The sequence below is a fragment of the Streptomyces sp. NPDC005004 genome, from assembly GCF_053600675.1.
Window position 1 is genome coordinate 244,454 of sequence record NZ_JBSGAH010000001.1, and the last position, 25,241, is coordinate 269,694.

Below are 25,241 nucleotides of genomic sequence, written 5' to 3' on the forward strand. Positions count from 1 at the left end.
CCTCTTCCGCGTACCAGCCGTACCGTCACCCGGGCCACCCGTACAGTCACGCTGCGTACGGTGGTCGTCGCTGTTCAGGGTAGGGACAGGCGGCCACGCTGGGTGATGTGAATCAGAAATCCGAGGTGCGGATCCAGTTGTCCGCCACCCGCAGAGGCGCGCGCCTGGCGCGGCTGCTCACCGAGCGTCAACTGGACGAGTGGGGTATGCCGTTCGAGGCGGCCACGCAGGTGGTGGCCGAGTTCGCGGCGAACGCGGTGCTGCACGGCCGGGTGAGCGGGCGGGACTTCCGGCTGGAGTTGCGGCGCCACGACGACGGCACACTGCTGATCGAGGTGACCGACGCGCGCGGGGACCGGCTGCCGCGACCGCCGGAACCCTCGGCCGAACTGGCCGAGGGCGGGCGGGGGTTGCAGGTCGTCGCCGCGTACGCGCAGCGCTGGGGGGTGAGGGAGGCCCCGGCAGGGGCGAAGACCCTGTGGGCGGAGCTGGCGCCGGGGGCGGCGGACGTTACTTGACGACCGCCACGCGCGTGCCCCGGTCGCCGAAGGCCCACAGCGCGGCGCCGTCCGCCTTGTGGAGGCGGATGCCGGTGGTCTGCTTGCCGCCCGCGGGCGGGGGCGAGGAGCCGTCGATGGCGTTGGAGAAGGCGGCGTCGCCGGCCGGGGTGTGGGTGAAGTACAGGATGTGCTCGATGGCGACCCCGTCGGAGCCGGTGGCGGCCGGCAGACGGCCCAGGACGGTGTAGCGGCCGGGCTGCGGGCTGACCGTGCCCGGCCACACCGTGAACGTGCGGACGGCCTTGCCGGTGGCGTCCACCAGCCAGACCCGCTTCTCACCGACCGCGTAGACGATCCGGCGGCCCTCCCCGGAGGCGTCGGGGAGTGCGGGCGGGCCTGAGGGCTTGGGGGCGTCGGCGGTCGGGCTCGCGGTGGCGGAGGCCGTCGCCGAGGGGCGCGGTTTCGCCACCGCCGCCGTGGGATGCGGGCCGTGCTCGGCCTGTATCGCGAGGGCGATGACGGCGGCGGTCGCGCCCACCGTCAGTCCGGAGACCCAGGCCCACGAGGGCAGTCGGGCAGCCACGGGTACGCATCTCCTCCGCTGTGAGTCCCCCTTCTACATCCGGGGTCGGATCATCGTACTCAGTCCAGGACCGGCAGCAGATCCGGCAGGTGCCCGTCCGAGGTACGGGCCGCCTTCCGACGCTCCTCGGACACCTCGCCGTAGAGCGTCGTACGGGGCTTCGACGGGCGCCCGGCCGCCTCCGCGACCGCCTCCAGGTCCCGTACGGACTTGTACGAGCCGTACGACGAACCCGCCATCCGGGAGATCGTCTCCTCCATCAGCGTGCCGCCCAGGTCGTTCGCGCCGGAGCGCAGCATCTCGGCCGCGCCCTCGGTGCCGAGCTTGACCCAGCTCGTCTGGATGTTCGGGATGTGCGGGTGCAGGAGCAGGCGGGCCATCGCCGTGACCGCGCGGTTGTCCCGCATGGTCGGGCCCGGGCGTGCGATGCCGGCGAGGTAGACGGGCGCGTTGGTGTGGATGAACGGCAGCGTCACGAACTCGGTGAAGCCGCCGGTGCGCTGCTGGATGCCGGCCAGGGCACGCAGATGGCCGAGCCAGTGGCGGGGCTGGTCCACATGGCCGTACATCATCGTGGACGACGAGCGGATGCCCAGCTCGTGGGCGGTCGTGATGACCTCGATCCAGGTGGCCGTGGGCAGCTTGCCCTTGGTGAGCACCCAGCGGACCTCGTCGTCCAGGATCTCGGCGGCCGTACCGGGGACGGAGTCCAGCCCCGCCTCCTTGGCCGCCGTCAGCCACTCGCGGATCGACAGACCCGTCCGGGTCGCGCCGTTCACGACCTCCATCGGGGAGAAGGCGTGGACGTGCATCCCGGGGACGCGCTCCTTGACCGCCTTCGCGATGTCGAAGTACGCCGTGCCGGGCAGGTCGGGGTGGATGCCGCCCTGCATGCAGACCTCCACCGCGCCCACGTCCCACGCCTGCTGGGCGCGGTCCGCGACCTGGCTCAGGGAGAGGGTGTAGGCGTCGGCGTCGGTGCGGCGCTGGGCGAAGGCGCAGAAACGGCAGCCGGTGTAACAGACGTTGGTGAAGTTGATGTTGCGGGTGACGATGTACGTGACGTCGTCGCCCACCACGGACCTGCGTACGTCGTCCGCGATCCGGCACAGCGCGTCCAGCGCCGGGCCGTCGGCGTGGAGGAGGGCGAGCGCCTCGTCGTCGGTCAGCTTCGTCGGGTCGTCCGCGGCAGTGCGCAGGGCCTGGCGCACGTCCGTGTCGATGCGCTCGGGGGCCATACCGGGGGCCGCCGCCTCGCGCAGCTCGGCCCAGTCGCCGTAGACCTCGTCGAAGTCGTCGCGGCGGTCGGAGGTGCGCCCCGCGGTGTCGATGGTGGTGTGCAGGTCGGTGCGGCCGCTCGCGGTGAAGACCTCCTCGGGCTCCTGCCAGGGCAGCCCCTCGGGGAGCACGTCCGGGCGGGCGAGGCCGGTCTCCGGGTCGGCCAGGGCGGCGACGTGGGGACGCAGGCGCGGGTCCAGCCAGGGCTCGCCCCTGCGGACGAACTCCGGGTACACGCACAGCCGTTCGCGCAGCTCGAACCCGGCCTTCCGGGAGCGCTCGGTGAGCTGCTCGATCTGCGGCCAGGGGCGCTCGGGGTTGACGTGGTCGATGGTGAGCGGGGAGACCCCGCCCCAGTCGTCGATGCCGGCGCCGATCAGCCGCTCGTACTCGCCGTCGACCAGGTTCGGCGGGGCCTGGAGGCAGGCGGCGGGGCCCATGATGTGCCGGGCGACGGCGACCGTGGCGATCAGCTCGTCCAGCTCGGCGTCGGGCATCCCGCGCATGGCGGTGTCCGGCTTGGCGCGGAAGTTCTGGATGATCAGCTCCTGGACGCCGTGGTAGGCGCGGGCGACCTTGCGCAGGGCGAACAGGGACTCCGCGCGCTCCTCGTAGGTCTCGCCGATGCCGATCAGCAGACCGGAGGTGAAGGGCACGGAGGAGCGTCCCGCGTCCTCCAGCACCCGCAGCCGTACGGCCGGTTCCTTGTCCGGGGAGCCGTGGTGCGGGCCGCCGGGCTCGGACCACAGCCGGGTCGCCGTCGTCTCCAGCATCATGCCCATGCTCGGCGCGACCGGCTTCAGCCGCTGGAAGTCCGTCCAGCTCATGACGCCCGGGTTGAGGTGGGGCAGCAGCCCGGTCTCCTCCAGGATGCGGATGGAGATGGCGCGGACGTACGCGATCGTGTCGTCGTAGCCGTGCGCGTCCAGCCACTCCCGCGCCTCGGGCCAGCGGTCCTCCGGCTTGTCCCCGAGGGTGATGAGCGCTTCCTTGCAGCCGAGCGCGGCGCCCTTGCGGGCGACGTCCAGCACCTCGTCCGGGGACATGAACATTCCGTGTCCCTCGCGGCGCAGCTTGCCGGGGACGGTGACGAACGTGCAGTAGTGGCACTTGTCCCGGCACAGCCGCGTCAGCGGGACGAACACACTCTTGGAGTACGTGATGACACCGGACCTGCCCGCCTGCTCGAGACCCGCGTCCCGCACGCGCGCGGCCGACGCGGCGAGGTCGGTCAGCGCCTCCCCGCGCGCCTGCAGCAGCACCGCCGCCTCGGCGACGTCGAGCGCGACACCGTCCCGCGCTCGTTTCAGGGCGCGACGCATGGAGTTCTCGGTGGGGCCGGTTCCGGGGGTCGCGGAAGTCGTCATTGTGTGAGCATACGTTCGGCGGCACGGGGTGCCAGGGGGCCTTCCCGGCCGCGGGTCGCATCGGTGGCCGGCCTGCTCAGCGGATCGTGACCGTGTACACGTAGCGGGCGGGGCAGTCGTCCGGGGTGCCGGTCGCCCGCGCTCAGGGGTGACCGCTTCGACGCCGTCCACTCACCCGCCAAGCCGGCGCCGTGCCCCCGCCCGCCTTGTGGAGGGATTGTGGAGCCCCCCGCGCCGCCTTGTGATCGGCGTCTCGCACGGCTGACGGAAGTGGGCCCAAGAAGGCAAACTGGCCTTGCACGAGGGATGGCTAGGGGGCGAGCGCATGGACGGTGGGCCGCGGGTGCCTGAGCAGCGGGTCAGCGGCTTCGCCGGGTTGCGGTTCGGGGTGCTCGGGCCGGTGCGGGCGTGGCGCGGGGACGAGCCGGTGAGCACCGGGTCGCCGCAGCAACGCGCGCTGCTGGCCGCTCTGTTGCTGCGCGAGGGGCGTACGGCGACGGCGGCCGAGCTGATCGACGCGCTGTGGGGCAGCGAGCCGCCGCCCCGGGCGCTGGCGGCGGTGCGTACGTACGCCTCGCGGCTGCGCAAGGCGCTGGGCCCGGGCGTGCTGGTCAGCGAGTCCGGCGGGTACGCCGTGCGGGGGCTCGGCGAGGGCTCGCTCGACATCACCTCGGCGCAGGAACTGGCCGCGCGGGCCGAGAAGGCGCGCGGCGAAGGGGACCTGCCCGAGGCGGGGAGGCTGCTGCGGCTGGCGCTCGCACTGTGGGACGGGGAGCCATTGGCGGGAGTACCGGGGCCGTACGCCGAGACGCAGCGGGTCCGGCTTGAGGAGTGGCGGCTCCAACTCCTGGAGTCCCGGCTGGACATGGACCTGGAGCGGGGCAATCACGCCGAGGCCGTCTCGGAGCTGACCGCCCTCACGGCGGCGCATCCGCTGCGCGAGCGGTTCCGCGAGCTGCTGATGGTGGCGCTGTACCGCAGCGGCCGCCAGGCGGAGGCACTGGCCGTCTACGCGGACACCCGGCGGCTGCTCGCCGAGGAGCTGGGCGTGGACCCGCGCCCGGGGCTGAGCGAACTCCAGCAGCGCATCCTGCGCGCCGACCCCGCCCTCGCCGGACCCACCCCGCCGCCCGCCGAGCCCGCGATGGTGGCGGTCAAGCCCGCCCAACTGCCCGCGTCCGTGCCGGACTTCACGGGACGCGACGCGTTCGTGACCGAGCTGAGCGAGGTGCTCGCCTCGGCATCGGAGGCGGAGGGCCGGGTGATGGCGGTCTCCGCGCTGGCCGGGATCGGCGGCGTCGGCAAGACCACGCTCGCCGTGCACGTCGCCCACCGCGCCCGTGCCGCCTTCCCCGACGGGCAGCTCTACGTCGACCTCCAGGGCGCGGGCCCCCGCCCTGCCGAACCGGAGACGGTGCTCGGCTCCTTCCTGCGCGCCCTCGGCACCCCCGACCGCTCGATCCCGGACTCCCCGGAGGAGCGCGCGGCGCTCTACCGCTCGGTGCTCGACGGCCGCCGGGTCCTCGTCCTGCTGGACAACGCCAAGGACGCCGCCCAGGTGCGCCCGCTGCTGCCGGGCACCGCGGGCTGCGCGGCGCTGGTGACCGCACGGGTGCGGATGACCGGGCTCGCGGGCGCCCATCTGGTGGACCTGGACGTGATGTCCCCGGAGGAGGCGCTGGCCCTCTTCACGCGGATCGTCGGCGCGGAGCGGGTCGCCGCCGAGCGCGAGGCCGCCCTCGACGTGGTGGCCGCGTGCGGCTTCCTGCCGCTGGCGATCCGGATCGCCGCCTCCCGGCTCGCGGCCCGCCGCACCTGGACGGTCTCGGTGCTCGCCGCGAAGCTCGCCGACGAGCGCCGCAGGCTGGACGAACTCCAGGCCGGGGATCTCGCGGTGAAGGCCACCTTCGAGCTGGGCTACGGCCAGTTGGAGCCCGCGCAGGCGCGCGCGTTCCGGCTGCTCGGTCTCGCCGAGGGCCCCGATCTGTCGCTGGCCGCCGCCGCTGCCGTACTGGACCGGCCGCAGGAGGACACCGAGGACCTGCTGGAGTCCCTGGTGGACACCTCGCTCCTGGAGTCCGCCGCGCCCGGCCGCTACCGCTTCCACGACCTGGTCCGCCTCTACGCCCGCTCCTGCGCCGAGCGCGACGAGGCGGCGCCCGGCGAGTGCGCGGCCGCGCTCTCCCGGCTGCTGGACTTCTACCTCGCCACGGCCGCCCGGGTGTACGCCATCGAGCGCCCCGGCGACCGCACGGTGGAGCACCTCGACCCGGCCGCGCACGAGGGACTGGCCTTCGCCGGGCACCGCGACGCGCTCGACTGGCTGTACGCGGAGGCGGACCCACTGCTCGCGTGCGTACGGCAGTCGGCGTCGGGGGCGACCCTGCGGCGGGCGGTGGACCTGCTCCTCGTCTCCAAGGACCTGGCCGAATCCGGCGCGAACGCCCATCAGTTCGGGGCGGCGGCGACCGCCGTACGGGACGCGGCGCGGGCCGCGGGGGACGCGCGCACGGAGGGCCGGGCGCGCACCACGCTGGCCCAGGTGCACATGGCGGCGGGGCGCTTCGACGAGGCAGAGGCGGAGGCGCAGCGGGCGGTGGAGCTGGCGGACGCCGCCCGCGACCCGTGGATCGACTGCAACGCCCCGAGCGAGCGCGGGATCGTCGCCGCCTACCACCAGCGCAACGAGGAGGCGGAGACCTACCTCCAGCGCACCCTGGACGCCTATCGCGCCGACGGCAACCTGCCGGGGGAGGCCAGCGCCCTGTGCAACCTGTCCCGGGTGCGGCTCGCGATGGGGCAGGTGGAGAGCGCGGTGGAGCTGGCGGAGGCGGGGGTCGCCGTCTACCGCGACCTGGGTCTCTCCGTGCGCCTGGCGAACGGGAGTTACGCCCTCGGGCTGGCGCTCGCGGAGTCGGGGCGGCAGGAGGAGGCGGAGGCGCGCCTCGCCGAGGCGCTGACCATCTTCCGCGACAGCAGGCAGCGGCTGTGGGAGGGGATGACGCTCTTCCGGCTCGCCGGGGTGCGACTCGCGGCCGGGTGGCCCGCCGCCGCCGCGGCACAGGCCGAGCAGTCCCTTTCCGTGCTGCTGCACGTCGGCGGCGACTGGCGCCGGGCGGGTGTGCTGACCGTGCTCGGCAAGGCGCTGGACGCGCTCGGGGAGTCGGACCGGGCGCGGGCCTGCTGGACGGACGCGCTGGCCGTCTTCGAGCGGCTGGACTCCCCCGAGGCCGCCGACCTGCGGAGACTGCTCACACCGGCGGCGACGGGCTGACAACGGGGGCCACGGAGCGCCGCGTTCATCATTCGTTTATCGTGCCCGAGCACTCTCTAGGCAGTCGGCTCGTCGTTCACGGGGGACGTACGGGCCGGCTGGGCCCCGGCCCGTCCGGAAGTCCTCGGGGGAGCGGCCGGACGGGCCTGCCGTCCCAGCACACCTTCACAGCAACGGAGTTCAGGATGAGCGACGCCAAGAAGTCCGACAAGGTCACTCCTCAGGAGAGCCACATCACCGGTGGGGAGACGGCGGACGCCGCCGAGGTGACCCCGCAGGAGAGCCACATCACCGGCGGTGAGAACGCCGAGGAGCTGGACGACGTCACCACCCTGGAGAGCCACATCACCACCGGCGACCCGCGCTGAGACTGCTCCACAGGGGGGAGCACGGGGGAACACGGGGGCACGGGGGAACACGGGGGACGTGAGGCCGCGGCGGCGCGGAGGGGGGACGCCGCCGCGGCCTTCGCGCGTTCACCAGCCGATACGGGCCGCCACCGGCAGATGATCGCTCCCGGTGGCAGGCAGCGTCCATGAGCCGTCCGGCGTCACGCCCCTGACCAGGACCTGGTCGATCCGCACCGCCGGGAACGCCGCGGGCCAGGTGAAGCCGAAGCCGTCCCCGGCGACGTCCTGGGCGGAGCGCAGCCGCGCGGTGATCCCCGCGAACGCCCGGTCGTCCAGGGTGCCGTTGAGGTCCCCGAGCAGCACCACGCGCCTGCTCGGGTCGTCCGCCAGCGCCTTGCCGAGGGCGCGCGCGCCGATGTCCCGGCTGTCCGTCCAGAAGCCCTTCCCGGGCATGAGCCGTACGGACCCCAGGTGGGCGACGTACACCGTCAGCGGGCCGTGCCCGGTGGTCACCGTGGTACGCAGCGCGCGATTGCCGGGCAGCCTGTCGGCGGCCGGCTTGGTGGCCGCCAGCGGGCCGAAGTCCATGATGTCGATCATCCGCGTGCCCGAGATCGGCAGCCTGCTCCACAGCCCGACCGTGCCGCGCACCACGTGGTGCGGATACGCCGTCGCGAGCCCCTTCTCGTACCGCGGTGTCGCCCGCGGGGTCAGCTCCTCCAGGGCCAGCACGTCCGCGCCGGATGCGGCCAGGGCGCGGGCGGTGGCGGCCAGGTCGGGATTGTCCGCGCCGACGTTGTGGGAGACGACGGTGAGGTCGCCGCCCGGCCGGGACTTGTCGGTGAGCACCTCGCCGAAGAGGCTCAGCCACACCGCGACCGGCAGCACCAGCGCGACCACCGCCGAGGCGGACCGCCGCCACAGCGCCCCGGCCAGCAGCACCGGGACGAACAGGCCGAGCCACGGCAGGACGTTCTCCAGCAGACCGGCCAGGCCCCCGGGGTCCGGGACGCTCGCGTGCAGCCGCATCAGCAGGCCGAGCAGCAGGGACAGGGCTGTGAGGACCGGGCCGCGCTTCCAGGGGTCCGGCCGAAAGGCGGCGTGGAGCGCCCGGTGGAGGACCGCACGCCGTCGGGGGGCGCGGCTCGGTCCGGGGGTGTTGCGTGTCATGCCGCCAGTCGCGTTCATGCCGCCAGTCAAGGGAGCGGGATGTTGCCGGGGCGTATGCGCTTTTCGATACGCCGCCGATATGCGACGACTCGTAGCCTTTCTCCCATGCGTGTGCTGATCGTCGAGGACGAGCCCTATCTGGCCGAGGCCATCCGCGACGGACTGCGGCTCGAGGCGATCGCGGCCGACATCGCCGGGGACGGCGACACCGCCCTCGAGCTGCTGGACGTCAACGCCTACGACATCGCCGTCCTGGACCGGGACATCCCGGGCCCTTCCGGGGACGAGGTGGCCCGGCGCATCGTCGCCTCGGGCAGCGGGCTGCCGATCCTCATGCTCACGGCGGCCGACCGGCTCGACGACAAGGCGTCCGGGTTCGGGCTCGGCGCCGACGACTACCTCACGAAGCCCTTCGAGCTGAGGGAACTCGTGCTCCGGCTCCGGGCGCTGGACCGCCGGCGGGCCCATCACCGGCCGCCCGTGCGGGAGATCGCGGGGCTGCGCCTGGACCCGTTCCGCCGGGAGGTCCACCGCGACGGCCGCCATGTCGCGCTCACCCGCAAGCAGTTCGCGGTGCTGGAGGTGCTGGTCGCCGCCGAGGGCGGGGTGGTCGGCGCCGAGGAGCTGCTGGAGCGGGCGTGGGACGCGAACGCGGACCCGTTCACCAACGCCGTGCGCATCACCGTCTCGGCGCTGCGCAAGCGGCTCGGGGAGCCGTGGGTCATCGCGACGGTGGCGGGGGTCGGATACCGCATCGACACGGACGCGGACTCGGACACGGGAGGCGCGCGTGGATAGGGCGCCCGGGGTGAGCGTCCGTCTCAAACTCACGCTCAGCTATGCGGGGTTCCTCATGGTCGCCGGTGCGCTGCTGCTCGCGGCCGTGTGGTGGTTCCTGCTGCGGTACGTCCCGGACCGCGCGCTCATCGTCCCCGGCTCCACCGGCGATCCGACGACGGGCGGGGTCTTCCCGGTCCGCTCCAACCTGCTGCGCGTGTTCGCGCCGAGGGCGTTCGCGGTGCTGGCGTTCCTGCTGGTGTTCGGGCTCGTGGGCGGGTGGTTCCTGGCGGGACGGATGCTCGCGCCCCTGGGACGCCTCACGGAGGCCGCCCGCAGGGCCGCGACCGGATCGCTCTCGCATCGGGTCGGACTGCCGGGCCGCGGCGACGAGTTCCGGGAGCTGGCCGACGCCTTCGACACGATGCTCGCGCGGCTCGACGCGCACATGGCCGAGCAGCGCCGCTTCGCCGCCAACGCCTCGCACGAGCTGCGCACCCCGCTGGCGATCACGAAGGCGCTCCTCGACGTCGCCCGCACCGATCCCGGCCGCGACACCGACGCCCTCCTCGCCCGGCTCGGCGCGGTCAACACCCGGGCGATCGACCTCACCGAGGCGCTGCTCCTGGTCAGCCGTGCCGAGCAGCGGTCCTTCACCCGGGAAAGCGTCGACCTGTCCCTCCTCGCGGAGGAGGCCACCGAGACGCTGCTCCCCCTCGCGGAGCGGCACGGGGTCACGCTGGAGACCTCGGGCGGGATCACGCCCACGCTCGGATCACCCGCGCTGCTCCTCCAGTTGACGACGAACCTGGTGCACAACGCGATCGTCCACAACCTGCCCTCCGGCGGCACGGTGCGGGTGACGACCGGCACCGGCACCGGCACCGCCGTACTCACGGTCGAGAACACCGGCGAGCCGCTCTCGCCGGAACTGGTCTCGACGCTCACCGAGCCCTTCCGGCGCGGGACCGAGCGCGTCCACACCGATCACGCGGGGGTCGGGCTCGGCCTGGCCATCGTCCGCACCATCACCGAGGCGCACGACGGGACGCTGACCCTCGCTCCGCGCGCGGACGGAGGGCTGCGCGTCTCCGTGGAGCTGCCCGCGAGCTGACGGTGCCCGGCGCGTCAGTCCGCCCGCTCGGCCGTCGGCTCCGCCTTGCAGTGGCCCGTGCCCACGCCCGCCGCGCCGATCTGCACCCGTGTCTTCGCGGTGCCCCGCGCGGGAACGTCCACCTCGGCCCGCCCGACGCGGAGTTCGGCGCCGGAGCCGTCCAGGAAGTGGACGACGGCCGTGTAGCGCACCTCGCGCTTGTTGGGGTTGGTCACCTCCACGGTCGCGTACGGCGTCGTGGCCGTCGCACAGCTCAGCAGCTCGACCGTCCCGTCCTCGACCGTACGGGCACGCCCGCTGCCGGTCGCGGTGGAGGTGGGCCGGTGCGTGCGGGGGCTGCGGTAGCCGCCCGTGCTGCTCCCGGAGGAGTCGTCGGTGTCACCGTAGGAATCGTCGTCCGTGCCGCCGTACGAGTCGTCCGGGTCGTACGTCGACCCGCCCCCGGAGCCGGTAAGGCCCCCGCTCGACGACGACGTGCTGTCGTGGTCCTGGCTGGAGCTGCTGCAGCCGCCCCCGCCCGAGCCGTGTCTGCCGTGCCCGTGTCCCCGGGAGAATCCCGTGAGCGCCAGCACCGTCAGTGCCAGCACAGCCGTCAGCCTGAGTCCGCGCCCCCGTAGTCTCATGCGGTTCACCCTAACGGCGGACAGGGAGGCCGGCCAGGCCCCCCTTCGCCGTCACACCGTCCGTGCCGTGCCGGTGCCCTTCTCCGCGTCCAGGGCGTACACGCAGCGGTCCTTGCTGCAGGCGTAGACCACGCCGTCCTTGACGACCAGGGAGCCGGTGATCTCGCCGCCGGTGGCGAGTTTCCAGCGCAGGCGGCCGTCGTCGGCCTTGAGGGTGTAGATGAGGGCGTCGGTGGAGCCGAAGTGGATGCGGCCCTCGGCGACGGAGGGGGCGCCGACCACGTCGCCGCCCGCCTGGAAGCGCCACTTGGGGGTGCCCGTCACCGCGTCCAGCGTGTAGAGACCCTTGCCGCTGCCCACGTGGACGTGGCCGGCCGCGACCAGCACCGGTTCGACCGAGGCGCGGGACTCGGTGGCGATGCGCCAGCGGTCGCGGCCGTCGGCGGCGTCGAGGGCGTAGACGGTGCCGAGGTAGTCCGCGAGGTAGACGCCGCCGCCGGTGACCGCCGGGCCGGGGACGAAGGCGGGCGGGGCGAGGAAGACCGCCGGGGCCTCGAAGTGCCAGCGCACGCGCCCGGTGGCCGCCTCCACGGCGAGGACACGGCTGCCCGCGCACAGGTAGACGTGGCCGTCGTCGGCCGGGGTGAGCCGGACCGGGACACCGCCGCAGGAGGCCGCGTCGCCGACGGGGTAGGACCAGCGCTCGTCGCCGGTGCGGGCGTCCAGGGCGCGCAGCCGGGCGTCCTGCCAGACGTAGACCGTGCCGTCGTGGACGACGGGTCCGGCCTCCGGGGACTCGAAGTCCGTCTGGCAGCCGCTGATCTCCCACAGCTTCTGTCCGCCTGCCGCGTCCCACGCCTGGGCGCCGCCGCCCCGGGTGCCGGTGACGACGGTGCCCCGGTCGGCCTTGAGCGAGTACACCCAGGCGTCCGTGGACAGCCGCCACAGGTCGGTGCCCTCGCGGGCGTCCAGGGCGAACAGGGTGGGCCCGTCGGAGGCGTGGATACGGCCGTCGGCGATGGTCATGGACCAGGCGACGTCGCGCGTCTTGAAGCGGCGGCGGCCGGTGGCCACGTCGAGGGCGTGCACCTCGAAGGAGGTGACGTAGACGAGGTCGCCGTCGACCGAGGGGGTGCCCCACACGTCGTTGGACATGCGGAACCGCCAGGGCCGCCAGCCCGCCGAGGTCTCCGGCTGGAGTGCCGGTACGGGCGGTACGGCGGGGTCGGCACCGAGCACGCCGGGGCGCGGCCGGGACCAGCTCGCGACGAGCCCTGTCTCCGGCGGCGGCGCCTTGACGGCGGCGGCGCGGGCGTCGGCCACGCGCGGTCCCGGCCCGATGGGCACCTCGACCCCGGCGAGCCGCACCGGACCGGTGTCGGGCCCGCCGAGCGGGACCGGCGCCGGGGACGGCACCACGGGGTCGTACGACGGCGGCGGGGGCACGGCGGCGCGGACGCCGCTGCGCGGTCCCGGCGGCAGCGGGGCGGGCTTGGCGGGCGGACGGCCGCCCCGGCGGGCCTCGATGAGCGCGACGGCCTTCTCGGGCAGCCACGCGGAGGCGGTGCCGGAGTCGTCGGAGCCGGAGCCGAACAGATGCGGGGCCAGCTGGGACTGGAGGTCGGCGGGGCTGGGCCTGCCGGGGGCCTCCATCTGCATGCAGGCGTCGATCAGCGGGCGCAGCTCGTCCGGGAGCCCGGTGACGTCCGGGCCCTCGCGCAGCAGCATGAACACCGTCTCGACCGGGTTGGCGCCGTGGAAGGGCGGGTGTCCGGTGGCGGCGAAGACCAGGGTGGAGCCGAGCGAGAACACGTCGCTGGCGCCGGTGACGCTGCGGGAGTCCTTGGCCTGCTCGGGCGACATGTAGGCGGGGGTGCCGACGGCGACGTTCGTCATCGTCAGCCGGGTGTTGGACACCCCCGAGGCGATGCCGAAGTCGATGACCCGGGGGCCGTCCTCGACCACGAGCACGTTGGACGGCTTGAGGTCGCGGTGGACCAGACCCGCGCCGTGGATGGACTGGAGGGCCTCGGCGACGCCCGCCGCGAGCCAGCGCACCGCCTGTGCCGGGAGCGGGCCGCACTCGTTCACTATCTCTTCCAGCGAGGGCGCCGGGACGTAGGCGGTCGCCAGCCAGGGCACCGCCGCGCGCGGGTCGGCGTCGACGACGGCGGCCGTGTAGAAGCCGGAGACGGCGCGGGCCGCCTCCACCTCGCGGGTGAAGCGGACCCGGAAGAGCTGGTCCTCGGCCAGCTCCGTGCGGACGGTCTTGATGGCCACCCGCCGGCCGGACGCCGAGCGCGCCAGATAGACCAGCCCCATGCCGCCGGCCCCCAGCCGGCCCAGCACCTCGAACGGCCCGATCCGCCGCGGGTCGTGCTGTGTGAGCTGATCCACCACTTGCCTGCCACCTCCCCGTACGAGCCGCGTCGCCCACCTGCGGACGCGGCCGTAGTGCAGCGTCTCACCACCGCACCGCCCTGGCGGCACGCACCCCGATTCTTCCTGGCCGGGCGGCCGGTTGCGAACCCGGTGGCGAATCGGGGTGTCTCGTGCCCAATCCCGTCATTTCGCCGCCGCGCGGTGCTCCGTCACCGGTGCAGCAGCGCGAACGACGCCCCCTGATTGTCGGTGACGACGGCCACACGTCCGTACGAGGCGTCGAAGGGCGGCACCTGAATCCGCCCGCCGAGCCGCCGTACGGCCGCGAGGGCGGCGTCCAGGTCCGCGACGCGGAAGTGGACGACGAAGTGCGGGGGCATCTCGGCGGGGAACACGTCGGTCACGTCCGCGCGGCCGAAGTCGGGCTCGGTGCCCGAGCCGAACAGCGCCTCGTGGAAGAGGGCACCGTAGAAGGTGTTCGCGGCGGCGGTGTCGCGGGTGTAGAGCTGGGCCCAGACGAACGTGCCCGGCTCGCGGCGACGCCCGAAGCCGGGGAACGAGCCGGGCTGCCACAGGCCGAAGACGGCGCCCTCGGGGTCGGCCACGAGGGCGGCGGCGCCCAGGCCGTCCACGGGGAAGGGGCCGGAGATCAGCGTTCCGCCCGCCTCGGTGATCCGGCGGCCGAGCGCGCGGGCGTCCGGGGTGGCGAAGTAGACCGTCCAGACGGTGGGCATCCGGCCGTCGGTCTTCGGGGCGAGCGCGGCGACGGGTTCGCCGTCCAGACGGGCCCACACCGAGCCGCCGGGCACCTCCTCGGCGGGCTCGAAGGTCCACCCGAAAAGTTCACCGTAGAACCGCTTGCCGGCCTCGACGTCGGGCAGTTGCGCGTCGACCCAGCAGGGCACGCCCTCGCCGTACGCCGGTGCACTGTTTTCGGCCATGTCGTCAAAGTAACCGCCCCGCGCGCACCCCGCAGACCAGGGAAATCGCCCCGCGATGGCCGGGCACCCCATTTGCAGTCGGCCGAATAGCGCTCCTGCCCCCCGTCGGTAAGCTGACGGCATGACAGGACAAGTGCGTACCGTCGACGGCCGCGTGGCCGGCCGGCGTGGGCAGGCGACCCGGCAGAAGCTGCTCGACTGCCTCAGCGAGATGCTCAGCTCCTCCCCCTACCGGGACGTCAAGGTCATCGATGTCGCCCGGAGGGCGGGCACGTCGCCCGCGACCTTCTACCAGTACTTCCCGGACGTCGAGGGAGCCGTCCTGGAGATCGCGGACCAGACCGCCGCCGAGAGCGCCGAGCTGGCCGAACTGCTCGCCGGGCGCAGCTGGGCGGGCAAGGCGGGCTGGCAGACCGCGCAGGAACTCGTGGACGGCTTCATGGACTTCTGGCGCCGCAACGACGCGATCCTGCGCGTGGTCGACCTCGCCGCCGCCGAGGGCGACAAGCGCTTCAACAAGCTCCGCATGAAGATCCTGAACGCGGTCCACGGCCCGCTCACCGAGGCCGTCGCCGAACTCCAGGCGAAGGGACGGGTGGACAAGGACATAAACCCCTCGGCGATCGCCGGTTCCCTCGTCACCATGCTCTCCTCGGTCGCCGCGCACCAGAAGGGCTTCTCCGCCTGGGGCGTGAAGCAGGCCGAACTCAAGCCGACGCTCTCGCTGTTGACGTACCTCGGCGTGACCGGGAAGAAGCCCACCCGGTAGCGCGCCCCCCAAGTCCTGTCTGACGGGCGGTGGTCCACTCGGGTGGACCACCGCCCGTCCCGCGTCCGGGGCCCGCGGGAGCCTTACGGCGATACTCGGTCCATGGCACACGAGGAGACCCCGGCCCACCCGAATCTGCACGCCCTGCTGCTCTCCCTGCGGGTGTGGCCACCCGGGGCGACCGAGCTGCGCCCCTTCGACCCGGCCACCGCGCCGCCCTCCCCGCTGCCGCTGTTCACCGCCTGGTTCGCGGACGCCGTGCGGGCGGGGCAGCCCGAGCCGCACACCATGTCGCTGGCGACGACCGACGAGGACGGCACCCCGGACGTGCGGATCGTGATGCTGCACGGCGCCGACGCCGCCGGCTGGTCCTTCGCCTCCCACGCCACGAGCCGCAAGGGCCGCGCCCTGGCCGCCCACCCGTACGCCGCCCTCGCCTTCTACTGGCCCGCGCTCGGCCGCCAGGTGCGGGTGCGCGGCCCGGTCACCACCGCCCCGGGCGAGGAGAGCCAGGCCGATCTGCACGCCCGCTCCACCGGCGCCCTCGCGGCCGCGCTCACCGGCCGGCAGAGCGAGGAGCTGGACTCCCTGGGCGAGCTGCGTGAGGCGTCCGAGGAAGCCTGGCGGCAGGCACGTGAGAACCCCGCGGAACCGGTCCCCGGGTGGACCCTCTACCACCTGCGCCCCGAGGTGGTGGAGTTCTTCCAGGGCGACCCGGACCGCCGTCACGTGCGGCTGGAGTACCGGCGCACCGAGTTCGGATGGGAACGCCAACTGCTGTGGCCGTGAAGCGTTTTCACACGTTTCGCACTCCGCACACGTCATCGTTGTCAATCCGCAACCAATTCCGGTCTTGACCGATACCCATCAACCGGGGCTGTGATTACGCTCGCGCTCATGGCCGACTCGCGTCCCTCGTTCGCGCACCTGACCGCGACCCCCGCCGACCGTCCCGTCTACGTCATCGGCGCCGGTCCCGGCGGACTCGCCGTCGCGCACGCCCTCAGGGCACGCGGGGTGCGGGCGGTGATCCTGGAGAAGGCCGACCGGGTCGGCGCGTCCTGGCGGCGCCACTACGACCGGCTCCGGCTGCACACCACCCGGCGCCTCTCCGCGCTGCCGGGTCTGCCGATACCCCGCGCGTTCGGCCGCTGGGTGTCCCGCGACGACGTGGTGCGCTATCTGGAGAAGTACGCCGAGCACCACGAGCTGGAGATCGTCACCGGGGTCGAGGTGTTCCGGGTGGAGCCCGCCCCGGACGGCGCGGGCTGGCTGCTGCACGCCTCCGGCGGCCGGGAGCTGACCGGCAGCGCGGTGGTCGTCGCCACCGGCTTCAACCACACCCCGCGCCTGCCCGACTGGCCCGGACTCGACGACTGGGACGGGGAGTTCCTGCACGCGAGCGCCTACCGGAACGCCCGCCCCTTCGCCGACCGGGACGTGCTCGTGGTCGGCGTGGGCAACACCGGCGCCGAGATCGCCGTGGACCTGGTCGAGGGTGGCGCGGCGCGGGTCCGCCTCGCCGTGCGCACCGTCCCGCACATCGTGCGCCGCTCGACGGCGGGCTGGTCCGCCCAGTACACCGGCATCCTGGTACGGCGGCTGCCGGTACGGCTCGTGGACAGGCTCGCCCGGCCGATGGCCCGTCTCAGCACCCCCGACCTCTCCGGACACGGCCTGCCCCGGCCGGAGTCCGGCCTCTACAGCCGGGTGCGCGAGGGCGCGATCCCGGTGCAGGACGTGGGCCTGATCGACGCGGTGCGCCGGGGCAAGGTCGAGATCGTGGCCGCCGTAGAGGGGTTCGAGGACGGCAAGGTGACGCTCGCCGACGGCACCCGGGTGGCGCCGGACGCGGTGATCGCGGCCACCGGCTACACCCGCGGCCTGGACTCCCTGGTCGGGCACCTCGGGGTGCTGGACGACCGGGGGCGCCCGGTGGTGCACGGCGCCCGCACCCCGAAGGAGGCGCCGGGTCTGTACTTCACCGGGTTCACCAACCCGATCAGCGGCATGTTCCGCGAACTCGCCCTGGACGCCGAGAAGATCGCCCGCACCGTCGCCAGACGGCTGGCACGCGAGACTACGCGGGCACGGTGAGCGGCGCCGGGCTGCGCCGGATCACCAGCACCATCAGGGTCGCCGCCGCGCACAGGGCGCCGGAGGCGTACCAGACCATGTCGTAGGAGCCGAACACGTCGCGGGCGACCCCGCCGAGCCAGGCCACCAGGGCCGCGCCGATCTGGTGCGAGGCGAGCACCCAGCCGAACACGATCGCGGAGTCGTCGCCGTACCGGTCCCGGCACAGGGCCAGGGTGGGCGGGACGGTGGCGACCCAGTCCAGGCCGTAGAAGACGATGAAGAAGACCATCGGCGGCTTCACCTCGGGGCCGAGGTTGAGCAGCACCGGCAGGAAGAGCAGCGAGGTCCCGCGCAGCGCGTAGTACACGGCGAGCAGGCGGCGCGGCTCGAAGCGGTCGGTGAACCAGCCGGAGGCGATCGTGCCGACCACGTCGAAGACGCCGATGACCGCGAGCAGCGAGGCCGCCGCCGTGACCGGCATCCCGTGGTCGTGGGCGGCGGGCACGAAGTGGGTCTGGATCAGCCCGTTGGTGGAGGCACCGCAGATCGCGAAGCTGCCGGCGAGCAGCCAGAACGGCCCGGTCCGCGCGGCCCGCGCGAGCACGCCGAGCGTCCGCCGGGCGGCTCCCGTCAGGGGCGGCGGCTTGGGCACGAACTCGCTCGACCCGTACGGCGCGAGACCCACGTCGGCCGGGTGGTCGCGCAGCAGCAGCCATACGAACGGGACGACCACGAGGGCGGCGAGGGCGACCGTGACGGCGGCCGGGCGCCAGTCGTGGCCGCTCTCGATCATCCAGGACAGCAGCGGCAGGAAGACGAGCTGGCCGGAGGCGGAGGCGGCCGTCAGGATGCCGCTGACCAGACCGCGCCGGGCGGTGAACCAGCGCCCGGTGACGGTGGCGGCGAAGGCCAGCGCCATCGAGCCGGAGCCGAGACCCACCAACAGACCCCAGCACAGGATCAGTTGCCAGGGCTTGGTCATCCACACGGTGAGCCCGGAGCCCAGTGCGACGACGGTCAGCGCGACCGCCACCACCCGGCGGATGCCGAAGCGGTCCATCAGCGCGGCCGCGAACGGCGCGGTCAGACCGTAGAGCGCGAGGTTCACGGAGACGGCCGCGCCGATCGTGCCGCGCGACCAGCCGAACTCCGCGTGGAGCGGGTCGATGAGGAGTCCGGGGAGAGAACGGAAGGCCGCCGCGCCGATGATCGTCACGAAGGTGACGGCGGCGACGAACCAGGCGCGGTGCACCCGGCGTCGTCCGGCCGGGGTCCGGGGAGCGACGGTGGCTTCGCTTGTCTGAGTCACAAGGTCCAGGGTCGGGTGTCCTTGCGCGCGCATCGAGTGGCCCGAAGGACAGTGTTCGCTAGGATCGGGCCATGACCGTGCCCGAGGAGTTCCGTCCGCACCGCGTCGCCGTCCTGGCCCTTGACGGCCTGCTCCCCTTCGAACTGGGCATCCCCCACCGGATCTTCTCGCGCCCCCGTGACGAGTGCGGCCGGGCGCTGTACGAGGTCGTGACCTGCTCGGCGCGGCCGCCGGGCCCGGTCGAGACCGACGCCGACTTCAGCGTGCACGTGCCGCACGGCCCCGAGGCGCTGGCCACGGCGGACACGGTGATCGTCCCGGCGTCGTACGAGCTCGGCCCGGTGTACGAGGAGGGCAGGCTCACGGACGAACTGGCCGCCGCGCTCGGCCGCATCCGCCCCGGCACGCGGATCGCCTCCATCTGCACCGGGGTCTACGTCCTCGCCGCCGCCGGATTCCTCGACGGCCGCCCGGCGACCACGCACTGGGCCGAGGCGGACCGCTTCCAGCGGATGTTCCCGGCGATCCGGGTGGACCCGGACGTGCTGTTCATCGACGACGGCGACCTGCTGACCTCCGCGGGAGTCGCCGCCGGGCTCGACCTCTGCCTGCACATCGTCCGCCGCGACCACGGCGCGGCGGTCGCCAACGAGGTCGCCCGGCGCACGGTCGTCCCCCCGTACCGCGACGGCGGCCAGGCGCAGTACATCCACCGCCCGGTCCCCGACCCCCAGCTCGCCACCACGAAGGCCGCCCGCGCCTGGGCCCTCGCCCGCCTCCACGAGCCGATCCAACTCCGCGACCTGGCCGCCCGGGAGGCGATGTCCGTGCGGACCTTCACCCGCCGCTTCCGCGAGGAGGTCGGCGTCAGCCCCGGCCAGTGGCTCACCCAGCAACGCGTCGAACTCGCCCGCGGCCTCCTGGAATCCACGGACCTCCCCATCGACCACGTGGCCCGCGACTGCGGCTTCGGCACGGCCCAGTCGATGCGGCAGCACCTCCAGCAGAACCTGGGGGTGACCCCGACGGCCTACCGCCGCACCTTCCGCGCCACCGCCCGCGCGTAAGAGGCGTCTTCCGGATCAGGCCGTCCCGGGCCGACGGCGCGGCCTCGACACGATCCGGACGACACGCCCTAGACGGCCCCGACCCGGGCCCTGAGCAGACAGAACTCGTTCCCCTCCGGGTCGGCCAGCACATGCCAGCTCTCCTCCCCGGTCTGCCCGACGTCGACCCGCCTGGCCCCGAGGGCGAGCAGCCGCTCCAGTTCGGCGTCCTGGTCGCGGTCGGTGGCGCTGACATCGATGTGCAGCCGCAGCTTCGCCGGGCGCGGATCGGTGCTCGGGCTGAGGATCAGGGTGGGCTGCGCCCCGCCGAACCCGGTTCCGGGTGGCCCGATCTCGATGCTGCCGTCCTCCTCGCGGCCGAGCTCCACGTACCCGAGGACTTCGGCCCAGAAGACGGCGAGCCGCCCGGGATCGGCGGCGTCGAGGACCAACTCGCTGATACGACAAGCCATGGGGGCAGTGTAAGGAGCGGCGCCTCGCCGACGTGGCCGGAAGCGGCGCGCGGAACGGGGGCGCGAGCGCCGGCGGGAGCGGGGCGGGGGTCGGCGGGAGCAGGAGCGGGGGCCGGTGCGGGGCCAGGCCCCGACCACTCTGCCCGACCCTTCGGACGCGCCTTGCCGGGCTTGCTGGACGGGGCGGGAGCGTCGCCGTCTTCGGCTGGGCTCCCGCCCCGCGCGGACCGGGCGGTGGCGCATCCCCCGGGCGTGTCCCCCTGTGCACGCCCGGCGCCACCGGCCGGTGCGACCCACACTCGGCGAGGACTCCGTCACCCCGGTCCTCGCCGTCCCCTCGCGGCGAATCGACGCACACCAGCGTGTTCACACACACTCGACGCGTCAACACCGTACGGGCGGCGGGTACTTCCGCGCACTTCGCGGCGACCGCGCACGGGAGCACGCCCGGCGCACCGCCGGGAAACGGGTCAGACGGCCTCGAAGGTGAAGCCCTCGTACGCGGCCGTGCCGCCCCCGTACGCCATCGCCGCGCCCTCCCGGGGTGGCGAACAGCGGTCCAGTTCGCACCAGATGCTCTTGCCCGCGCCCTCGGCCTGCCAGCCCCAGCGGTCGGCGAGACAGTCCACGAGGGCCAGACCCCGGCCGCCGGTGGCGTCGTCGCCCGCGCAACGCGGCACGGGGGCACGGGAGCTGGCGTCGGCCACCTCCAGGCGCACGGTGGCGGAGACGACGGCCGTACGCGTCTTCCCCGGTCCCCGCGCGGCCTCCGGGTCGCCGTCCCCGGACTCCGTACGGCCGGCCGTACCGCCCGGCAGCGAAAGCCGGAGCAGGGCCGGGCGCCCCGTGTGCACCACCGCGTTGGTCACCAGCTCGGAGACGAGCAGGATCAGCGTCTCGGCCAACGGTTCGTCGGCCGCTATCCCGAGCCCGGCGAGCCGGGAGCGGGCCCACGAGCGCGCCCGCCTCACCTCCTCGGGGTCGGGCCGGATCTCCAGTACTTGAAGCACCTGCACCGCTCACACCATCCGAACCGGCGGACACATGACCCCACGCCACCCGTCGTTCGCGACACGATCCGCGACGTGCGGTACGGCGAAGGCCACGATCGTAGCCATTTTCTGCATGGCCAGAACAACGGCCAGAGCAAGGGTCACGGAACGTGATTCCCTTACGAGACAGCATGGTTGACGTACAGTCACCCCAACAAGCGCTTCGGGCATATTCCCGCGCGAAGGAGTACCCGTGCGGCATACTGTGCGACGCCCATGTCGTGGAGTCGAACAATCGGGTCGGTATTCCACCGTCACCCCGTGAACAGCGGCGCGCGACACCGAGTCCGGGAACGCCCCAGGGGCATCTCCGGCACCACCGGTGCTCGCAGCCACTCGCATCTCACCCAAGGTACCCGAGCGGGCCGCCGACTCCGGGCCGTGACGAGTCGCGGATCGGACACAACCCGATATCGACGCTCAGTGATGTGAGTTCGCCACGATCCGCGACATCCGTGGCCATGAATTTCGCGCCGCATGGCGTCGAATTACCGGAAGATCGTCTTCCGGGATACTTCCTCACGGCCCCGGTCCAGGCCGTTCCGGCCGTTCAGGCGGTGAGCGAGTCCGGCTCGTCGGCGGTGGCCGAGGCCACGTCCGCGCGTACGTCGAAGAGGCGCCGGACACCCAGCGCGCCGAGGACCCGGTTCACGTGCGAGCCGTCCTCCGCGCCCCGGTCCGGCAGGATCAGCCGCAGCCGGCCCTGACAGGAGCGGATGAGCCGACGGGACGCGATGAGCACGCCGACCCCGCTGGAATCGCAGAAGAAGACCTCGGAAAGGTCGAGGACGAGACTGTGGTGCCCCTCCGCCACCGCGTCGTGCACCCGCTGGCGCAACACCGGCGAGGTCACCAGATCCAGTTCACCGCAGACTCGGAGCACGGCCCACGCGCCCCGCTCGGCGCCGGTCACTTCGAATGCCACGGCCACACCCCTCCGCTCGGCGGATCTCGCGGAACCGCCCGGAAATGGAAGCAGTCCCTACGTTTCTTTCCGCGCGGCTGCCCAGCGGGCGTTTCCCTGAAACACGAATTGGCAAACCGCGGAGGATCGGCAAAGGTCTTGTTTCGGTCACTATCAATCCTGTTCGATCGGAGTTGGACCATGCAAGAGTGAAGGCGGTGTGAAGGAGGCCCTATCACCTGCGACGCAACGGGGGGCGCACATTGACACAAAGGAGCGTGCGCTGTCAGACGTGCCGACTACATTCGAGGGAAGGTCACCGGGACACCGGCCCGGGCCCGCACCGGGCGAGGGGAGGAACGGCATGGCGCAGCAGGACGTACCGCACCGCTGGGACCGCGTGATGCAGCAACGGCTGGCGCGCGGGGAGGCGGCGGCCCTCGGTGAGCTGTACGACCGGTACGCCTCGCTGGTGCACGCCCTCGCCCACCGCGTGCTCGGCGAGGAGAGCGCCGCCGACGCCCTGACCCGCGAGGTCTTCGCCCACCTGTGGCAGCACCCCGAGACCTACGACCCCCGCCAGGAGCCGCTGCGCACCTGGATCGCCGCGGTCACCCGCCGCCTCGCGGTACGCCGGCTGCGGGACAACGAGACGGCGGCGCTCGGCGGCGACGGCGCCTCGCCGGAGGAACTGGAGCGCAAGGTCCACCGCGCGGCGGTCGCCGCCCGCGCCGACTACATCGTCCATTCGATGCCCCAGCCCCTGCGCGCCGCACTGGAATTGGCGTACTTCCAACGCCGCGACTACCGCAGCACCGCCGCCGACCTGGACGTCACCGAGGACGAGGCACGCCGTCGCCTCCGCCTCGGCCTCCAGCTCCTCTCCACAGCCCACGACACCCCACCGCCGGACGGGGGAACCCGATGACACCCCCGAACCCTCACGAGCTCCACGCGCACGGCGCCGACGGCTCCGACGGCACGGAGAGCACCTGGGACCAGCCCGGCGGGGAACTCCCCGGCGCGGAGACCGCCGGAGCCCGGTATGCCGGTGATCGCGCCGCGGCGGACGGCATCCGGGCGCGGGCCGAGCGCGTGCCGTCGCCCCGGGCGGGCGGAGAGGGGGCGGAGAGCGGCGCGGCGTTGTCGCACGACGTGTTGCGGTCCTTGCTCGGGGCCTGGGCGCTGGCCGCCTGTTCGGCGGCGGAGACGGAGGCCGTCGAGGAGCATCTGGGGGAATGCGGGGGCTGTGCGGACGAGGCTCGGCGGCTGCGGGAGGCGGTCGGGCTGTTGCACCGGCCCGAGCCGCTGGACCTCGACCCCACGTTGCGTACCCGTGTGCTGGAGACGTGTCTCACGCGCCGTCCGCCGCTCATCCCGGTGCCCGACTGGGCCGACGCCTACGACGCCGAGACCGCCCGTCTGGACGCCCTCCTCCAGGACTTCGGCGACGCCGAGTGGCACGCGCCCGTGCGGCTGCGCTGGTTCGGCGCCGAGGGCGGAGCCGGCCGTCGTACGACCGTGGCCGGGGTCATCGCGCATCTGCTCTCGGTGGACGGCCTGGTGGCCACCGCGCTCGGTCTGGAGGACCCGCTGGCCGAGGCCCTCGCCGAACAGGCGCACGGGACCACCGGACCCGCCGAGCGGACCGAGGCGTTCTGGCGTGCCTCGCACTACCCGCAGACCCGCCACGTCCGCGAACCCTGGCGCGACCAGAGCCACCGCCTCGTACGCACCGCGTCCTTCACCGGCGGCCGCGCTCGCGGCTTCGAGGTGTCCTACGGCGACTTCGCGCTCCCCCTGCACGACGCGATGCTGGACCGCGCCTTCGAGTGCTGGGTCCACGCCGAGGACATCGCGAAGGCGGTCGACTACCCCTACGACCCGCCCGCACCCCGCCACCTGGGCAAACTGATCGACCTCGCGATCCGTATGCTCCCCGCCGTCCTGGCCGCCGGTCCCCCGGCCCCGCCCGGCACCGTCCTCCTGGAGATCGAGGGCAGCACCTACGGGAACAAGTACGTCATCCCCCTGGACCCCCGCGCCCCCGACGCCGACCAGGTGGCCCAAGTGGCCCTGGACGGCGTCGAGTTCTGCCGTCTGGCAGCGGGCCACGTCTCCCCGGAGGAGGCAGCGGCGGGCCAGAAGGGCGACAGAGAGGCGATCAGGACGGTCCTGACGGCAACGGCGAGCCTGAGCCGGATGTGAGAGACCCTTCAGGTGTCCCGCCCCGGGGCGCGGGACCGTGTCGAGGTGCGGCTGCCGCCGCGTGGGCGCGGCAAGCCACGACGAACCCGCACCCGCCGACGAACCCTCAGGCGAACACCACGGTCCGCCGCCCGTTCAGGAGAATCCTCCGCTCCGCGTGCCACTTGACGGCTCGCGCGAGCGCCTGACACTCCACGTCCCGCCCCACGGCGACGAGCTGGTCCGGGGTGACCTCATGCCCCACCCGTTCGACCTCCTGCTCGATGATCGGCCCCTCGTCGAGATCCGCGGTCACGTAGTGCGCAGTCGCGCCGATCAGCTTCACCCCGCGCTCGTGCGCCTGGTGGTACGGCTTCGCACCCTTGAAGCTCGGCAGGAACGAGTGGTGGATGTTGATGATCCGCCCGCTCAGCGCCTTGCACAGGTCGTCCGAGAGGACCTGCATGTAGCGGGCGAGCACCACCAGCTCGACCTTCTCCTGGCGCACCAGCTCCAGCAGCCGCGCCTCCGCCTCGGCCTTGGTGTCCCGGGTGACGGGGATGTGATGGAAGGGGATGTTGTACGACCCCACGAGTTCCTCGAACTCGGTGTGGTTGGACACCACGGCCGCGATCTCCACGGGGAGCGCCCCGGTGCGCGCCCGGAACAGCAGGTCGTTCAGGCAGTGCCCGAACTTGCTGACCATGAGGACGATCCGCATCTTCTGGTCGGCCCGGTGGATCTGCCAGTCCATGTGGAAGGCGTCACCGATGGCCGTGAAGCTGGCCCGCAGCTTGTCCACCGTCACCGGCTCCTCGGCCGTGAAATGGACCCGCATGAAGAACAGACCCGTGCCGTGGTCGCCGAACTGCTGGCTGTCCTCGATGTTGCAGCCGGTCATGAACAGATAGCTGGACACGGCGTGCACGATGCCCTTTTTGTCCGGGCACGAGAGAGTCAGGACGTACTGGTCCGCCGCACCGGCGGCAACGCGGCTGGGCTGCTCGTTCATGCGTCACACGATCTCACGCCGGACCGCCCCGGCGGGCGGGGTGTCCGGCAG

General features: G+C 73.3%; 22 protein-coding genes. 11 read left to right on the forward strand and 11 right to left on the reverse strand.

The window, feature by feature from the left end:
- The first annotated feature begins 107 nt into the window (after positions 1-107).
- Positions 108-518: an ATP-binding protein gene (locus tag ACWEEU_RS01125; protein WP_451727154.1), complete on the forward strand. Its 411-nt coding sequence runs from the start codon at positions 108-110 to the stop codon at positions 516-518.
- Here ACWEEU_RS01125 and ACWEEU_RS01130 read toward each other — a convergent pair.
- Positions 511-1,083, reverse strand: a complete 573-nt coding sequence (locus ACWEEU_RS01130) for a hypothetical protein (RefSeq protein ID WP_385745829.1) — start codon at positions 1,081-1,083, stop codon at positions 511-513. The two genes, ACWEEU_RS01125 and ACWEEU_RS01130, sit on opposite strands and share 8 nt — an antisense overlap.
- 59 nt (positions 1,084-1,142) lie before the next feature.
- On the reverse strand, positions 1,143-3,728 hold the full coding sequence (locus ACWEEU_RS01135; protein WP_451727158.1) for a bifunctional FO biosynthesis protein CofGH: 2,586 nt from the start codon (positions 3,726-3,728) through the stop codon (positions 1,143-1,145).
- A 325-nt stretch (positions 3,729-4,053) separates the two neighbouring features.
- Here ACWEEU_RS01135 and ACWEEU_RS01140 point away from each other — a divergent pair, with 325 nt between their 5' ends.
- Together ACWEEU_RS01140 and ACWEEU_RS01145 are read left to right on the forward strand one after the other, a co-directional pair.
- Entirely contained in the window at positions 4,054-7,002 is a 2,949-nt protein-coding gene (locus ACWEEU_RS01140) for a BTAD domain-containing putative transcriptional regulator (protein WP_451727161.1), read from the forward strand.
- A gap of 185 nt (positions 7,003-7,187) precedes the next feature.
- Positions 7,188-7,370, forward strand: coding sequence for a hypothetical protein (locus ACWEEU_RS01145; protein ID WP_356099310.1), 183 nt, complete (start codon positions 7,188-7,190; stop codon positions 7,368-7,370).
- Positions 7,371-7,478: 108 nt separating this feature from the next.
- Here the strand turns inward: ACWEEU_RS01145 and ACWEEU_RS01150 are convergent, their stop codons facing one another.
- Positions 7,479-8,522 carry an endonuclease/exonuclease/phosphatase family protein gene (locus ACWEEU_RS01150; protein ID WP_451727582.1) on the reverse strand — a complete coding sequence of 348 codons (1,044 nt, stop codon included), beginning with the start codon at positions 8,520-8,522 and terminating at the stop codon, positions 7,479-7,481.
- Between the two features lie 105 nt (positions 8,523-8,627).
- Between ACWEEU_RS01150 and ACWEEU_RS01155 the strand changes: the two genes are divergently transcribed.
- On the forward strand, positions 8,628-9,320 hold the full coding sequence (locus tag ACWEEU_RS01155; protein ID WP_385745818.1) for a response regulator transcription factor: 693 nt from the start codon (positions 8,628-8,630) through the stop codon (positions 9,318-9,320).
- A gap of 10 nt (positions 9,321-9,330) precedes the next feature.
- Entirely contained in the window at positions 9,331-10,413 is a 1,083-nt protein-coding gene (locus ACWEEU_RS01160) for a sensor histidine kinase (RefSeq protein WP_451727165.1), read from the forward strand.
- A gap of 14 nt (positions 10,414-10,427) precedes the next feature.
- Here the strand turns inward: ACWEEU_RS01160 and ACWEEU_RS01165 are convergent, their stop codons facing one another.
- The 3 genes from ACWEEU_RS01165 to ACWEEU_RS01175 all read right to left on the reverse strand — a co-directional run bounded on the left by ACWEEU_RS01165 (position 10,428) and on the right by ACWEEU_RS01175 (position 14,359).
- A complete protein-coding gene (locus tag ACWEEU_RS01165) occupies positions 10,428-11,036 on the reverse strand; it encodes a hypothetical protein (RefSeq protein ID WP_385745814.1) in 609 nt (202 codons plus the stop codon).
- A 51-nt stretch (positions 11,037-11,087) separates the two neighbouring features.
- On the reverse strand, positions 11,088-13,436 hold the full coding sequence (locus tag ACWEEU_RS01170) for an outer membrane protein assembly factor BamB family protein (RefSeq protein WP_385745811.1): 2,349 nt from the start codon (positions 13,434-13,436) through the stop codon (positions 11,088-11,090).
- 191 nt (positions 13,437-13,627) lie between these two features.
- The gene (locus tag ACWEEU_RS01175) at positions 13,628-14,359 is read right to left on the reverse strand and encodes a VOC family protein (RefSeq protein ID WP_451727170.1); all 732 of its coding nucleotides are present in this window, start codon (positions 14,357-14,359) and stop codon (positions 13,628-13,630) included.
- 133 nt (positions 14,360-14,492) lie between these two features.
- On the opposite strand from ACWEEU_RS01175, the gene ACWEEU_RS01180 reads away from it, so the two are divergent.
- The 3 genes from ACWEEU_RS01180 to ACWEEU_RS01190 all read left to right on the forward strand — a co-directional run bounded on the left by ACWEEU_RS01180 (position 14,493) and on the right by ACWEEU_RS01190 (position 17,225).
- On the forward strand, positions 14,493-15,128 hold the full coding sequence (locus ACWEEU_RS01180; protein WP_385745875.1) for a TetR family transcriptional regulator: 636 nt from the start codon (positions 14,493-14,495) through the stop codon (positions 15,126-15,128).
- A 102-nt stretch (positions 15,129-15,230) separates the two neighbouring features.
- Entirely contained in the window at positions 15,231-15,917 is a 687-nt protein-coding gene (locus ACWEEU_RS01185) for a pyridoxine/pyridoxamine 5'-phosphate oxidase (RefSeq protein ID WP_451727173.1), read from the forward strand.
- Between the two features lie 108 nt (positions 15,918-16,025).
- Positions 16,026-17,225 (forward strand): flavin-containing monooxygenase, encoded by a 1,200-nt coding sequence (locus ACWEEU_RS01190; protein ID WP_385745805.1) that lies wholly within the window; start codon positions 16,026-16,028, stop codon positions 17,223-17,225.
- Here the strand turns inward: ACWEEU_RS01190 and ACWEEU_RS01195 are convergent.
- A complete protein-coding gene (locus ACWEEU_RS01195; protein ID WP_385745803.1) occupies positions 17,209-18,549 on the reverse strand; it encodes an MFS transporter in 1,341 nt (446 codons plus the stop codon). The genes ACWEEU_RS01190 and ACWEEU_RS01195 overlap by 17 nt on opposite strands.
- Before the next feature lie 38 nt (positions 18,550-18,587).
- Here ACWEEU_RS01195 and ACWEEU_RS01200 point away from each other — a divergent pair, with 38 nt between their 5' ends.
- Entirely contained in the window at positions 18,588-19,583 is a 996-nt protein-coding gene (locus tag ACWEEU_RS01200; RefSeq protein ID WP_451727178.1) for a GlxA family transcriptional regulator, read from the forward strand.
- Between the two features lie 68 nt (positions 19,584-19,651).
- Here the strand turns inward: ACWEEU_RS01200 and ACWEEU_RS01205 are convergent, their stop codons facing one another.
- The 3 genes from ACWEEU_RS01205 to ACWEEU_RS01215 form a co-directional block, all read right to left on the reverse strand.
- Positions 19,652-20,035, reverse strand: coding sequence for a VOC family protein (locus ACWEEU_RS01205; protein ID WP_385751054.1), 384 nt, complete (start codon positions 20,033-20,035; stop codon positions 19,652-19,654).
- Between the two features lie 470 nt (positions 20,036-20,505).
- The gene (locus ACWEEU_RS01210) at positions 20,506-21,051 is read right to left on the reverse strand and encodes an ATP-binding protein (RefSeq protein ID WP_385751057.1); all 546 of its coding nucleotides are present in this window, start codon (positions 21,049-21,051) and stop codon (positions 20,506-20,508) included.
- A 586-nt stretch (positions 21,052-21,637) separates the two neighbouring features.
- The gene (locus ACWEEU_RS01215) at positions 21,638-22,018 is read right to left on the reverse strand and encodes an STAS domain-containing protein (RefSeq protein WP_199587492.1); all 381 of its coding nucleotides are present in this window, start codon (positions 22,016-22,018) and stop codon (positions 21,638-21,640) included.
- A 337-nt stretch (positions 22,019-22,355) separates the two neighbouring features.
- Here ACWEEU_RS01215 and ACWEEU_RS01220 point away from each other — a divergent pair, with 337 nt between their 5' ends.
- Positions 22,356-22,919 (forward strand): sigma-70 family RNA polymerase sigma factor, encoded by a 564-nt coding sequence (locus tag ACWEEU_RS01220; protein WP_385751061.1) that lies wholly within the window; start codon positions 22,356-22,358, stop codon positions 22,917-22,919.
- Positions 22,916-24,199 (forward strand): zf-HC2 domain-containing protein, encoded by a 1,284-nt coding sequence (locus ACWEEU_RS01225; RefSeq protein ID WP_451727185.1) that lies wholly within the window; start codon positions 22,916-22,918, stop codon positions 24,197-24,199. Before ACWEEU_RS01220 ends, ACWEEU_RS01225 begins: the two co-directional genes overlap by 4 nt.
- A gap of 106 nt (positions 24,200-24,305) precedes the next feature.
- Here the strand turns inward: ACWEEU_RS01225 and purU are convergent, their stop codons facing one another.
- Positions 24,306-25,190 (reverse strand): formyltetrahydrofolate deformylase, encoded by an 885-nt coding sequence (gene purU / locus ACWEEU_RS01230; RefSeq protein WP_385751067.1) that lies wholly within the window; start codon positions 25,188-25,190, stop codon positions 24,306-24,308.
- Positions 25,191-25,241 lie beyond the last annotated feature (51 nt).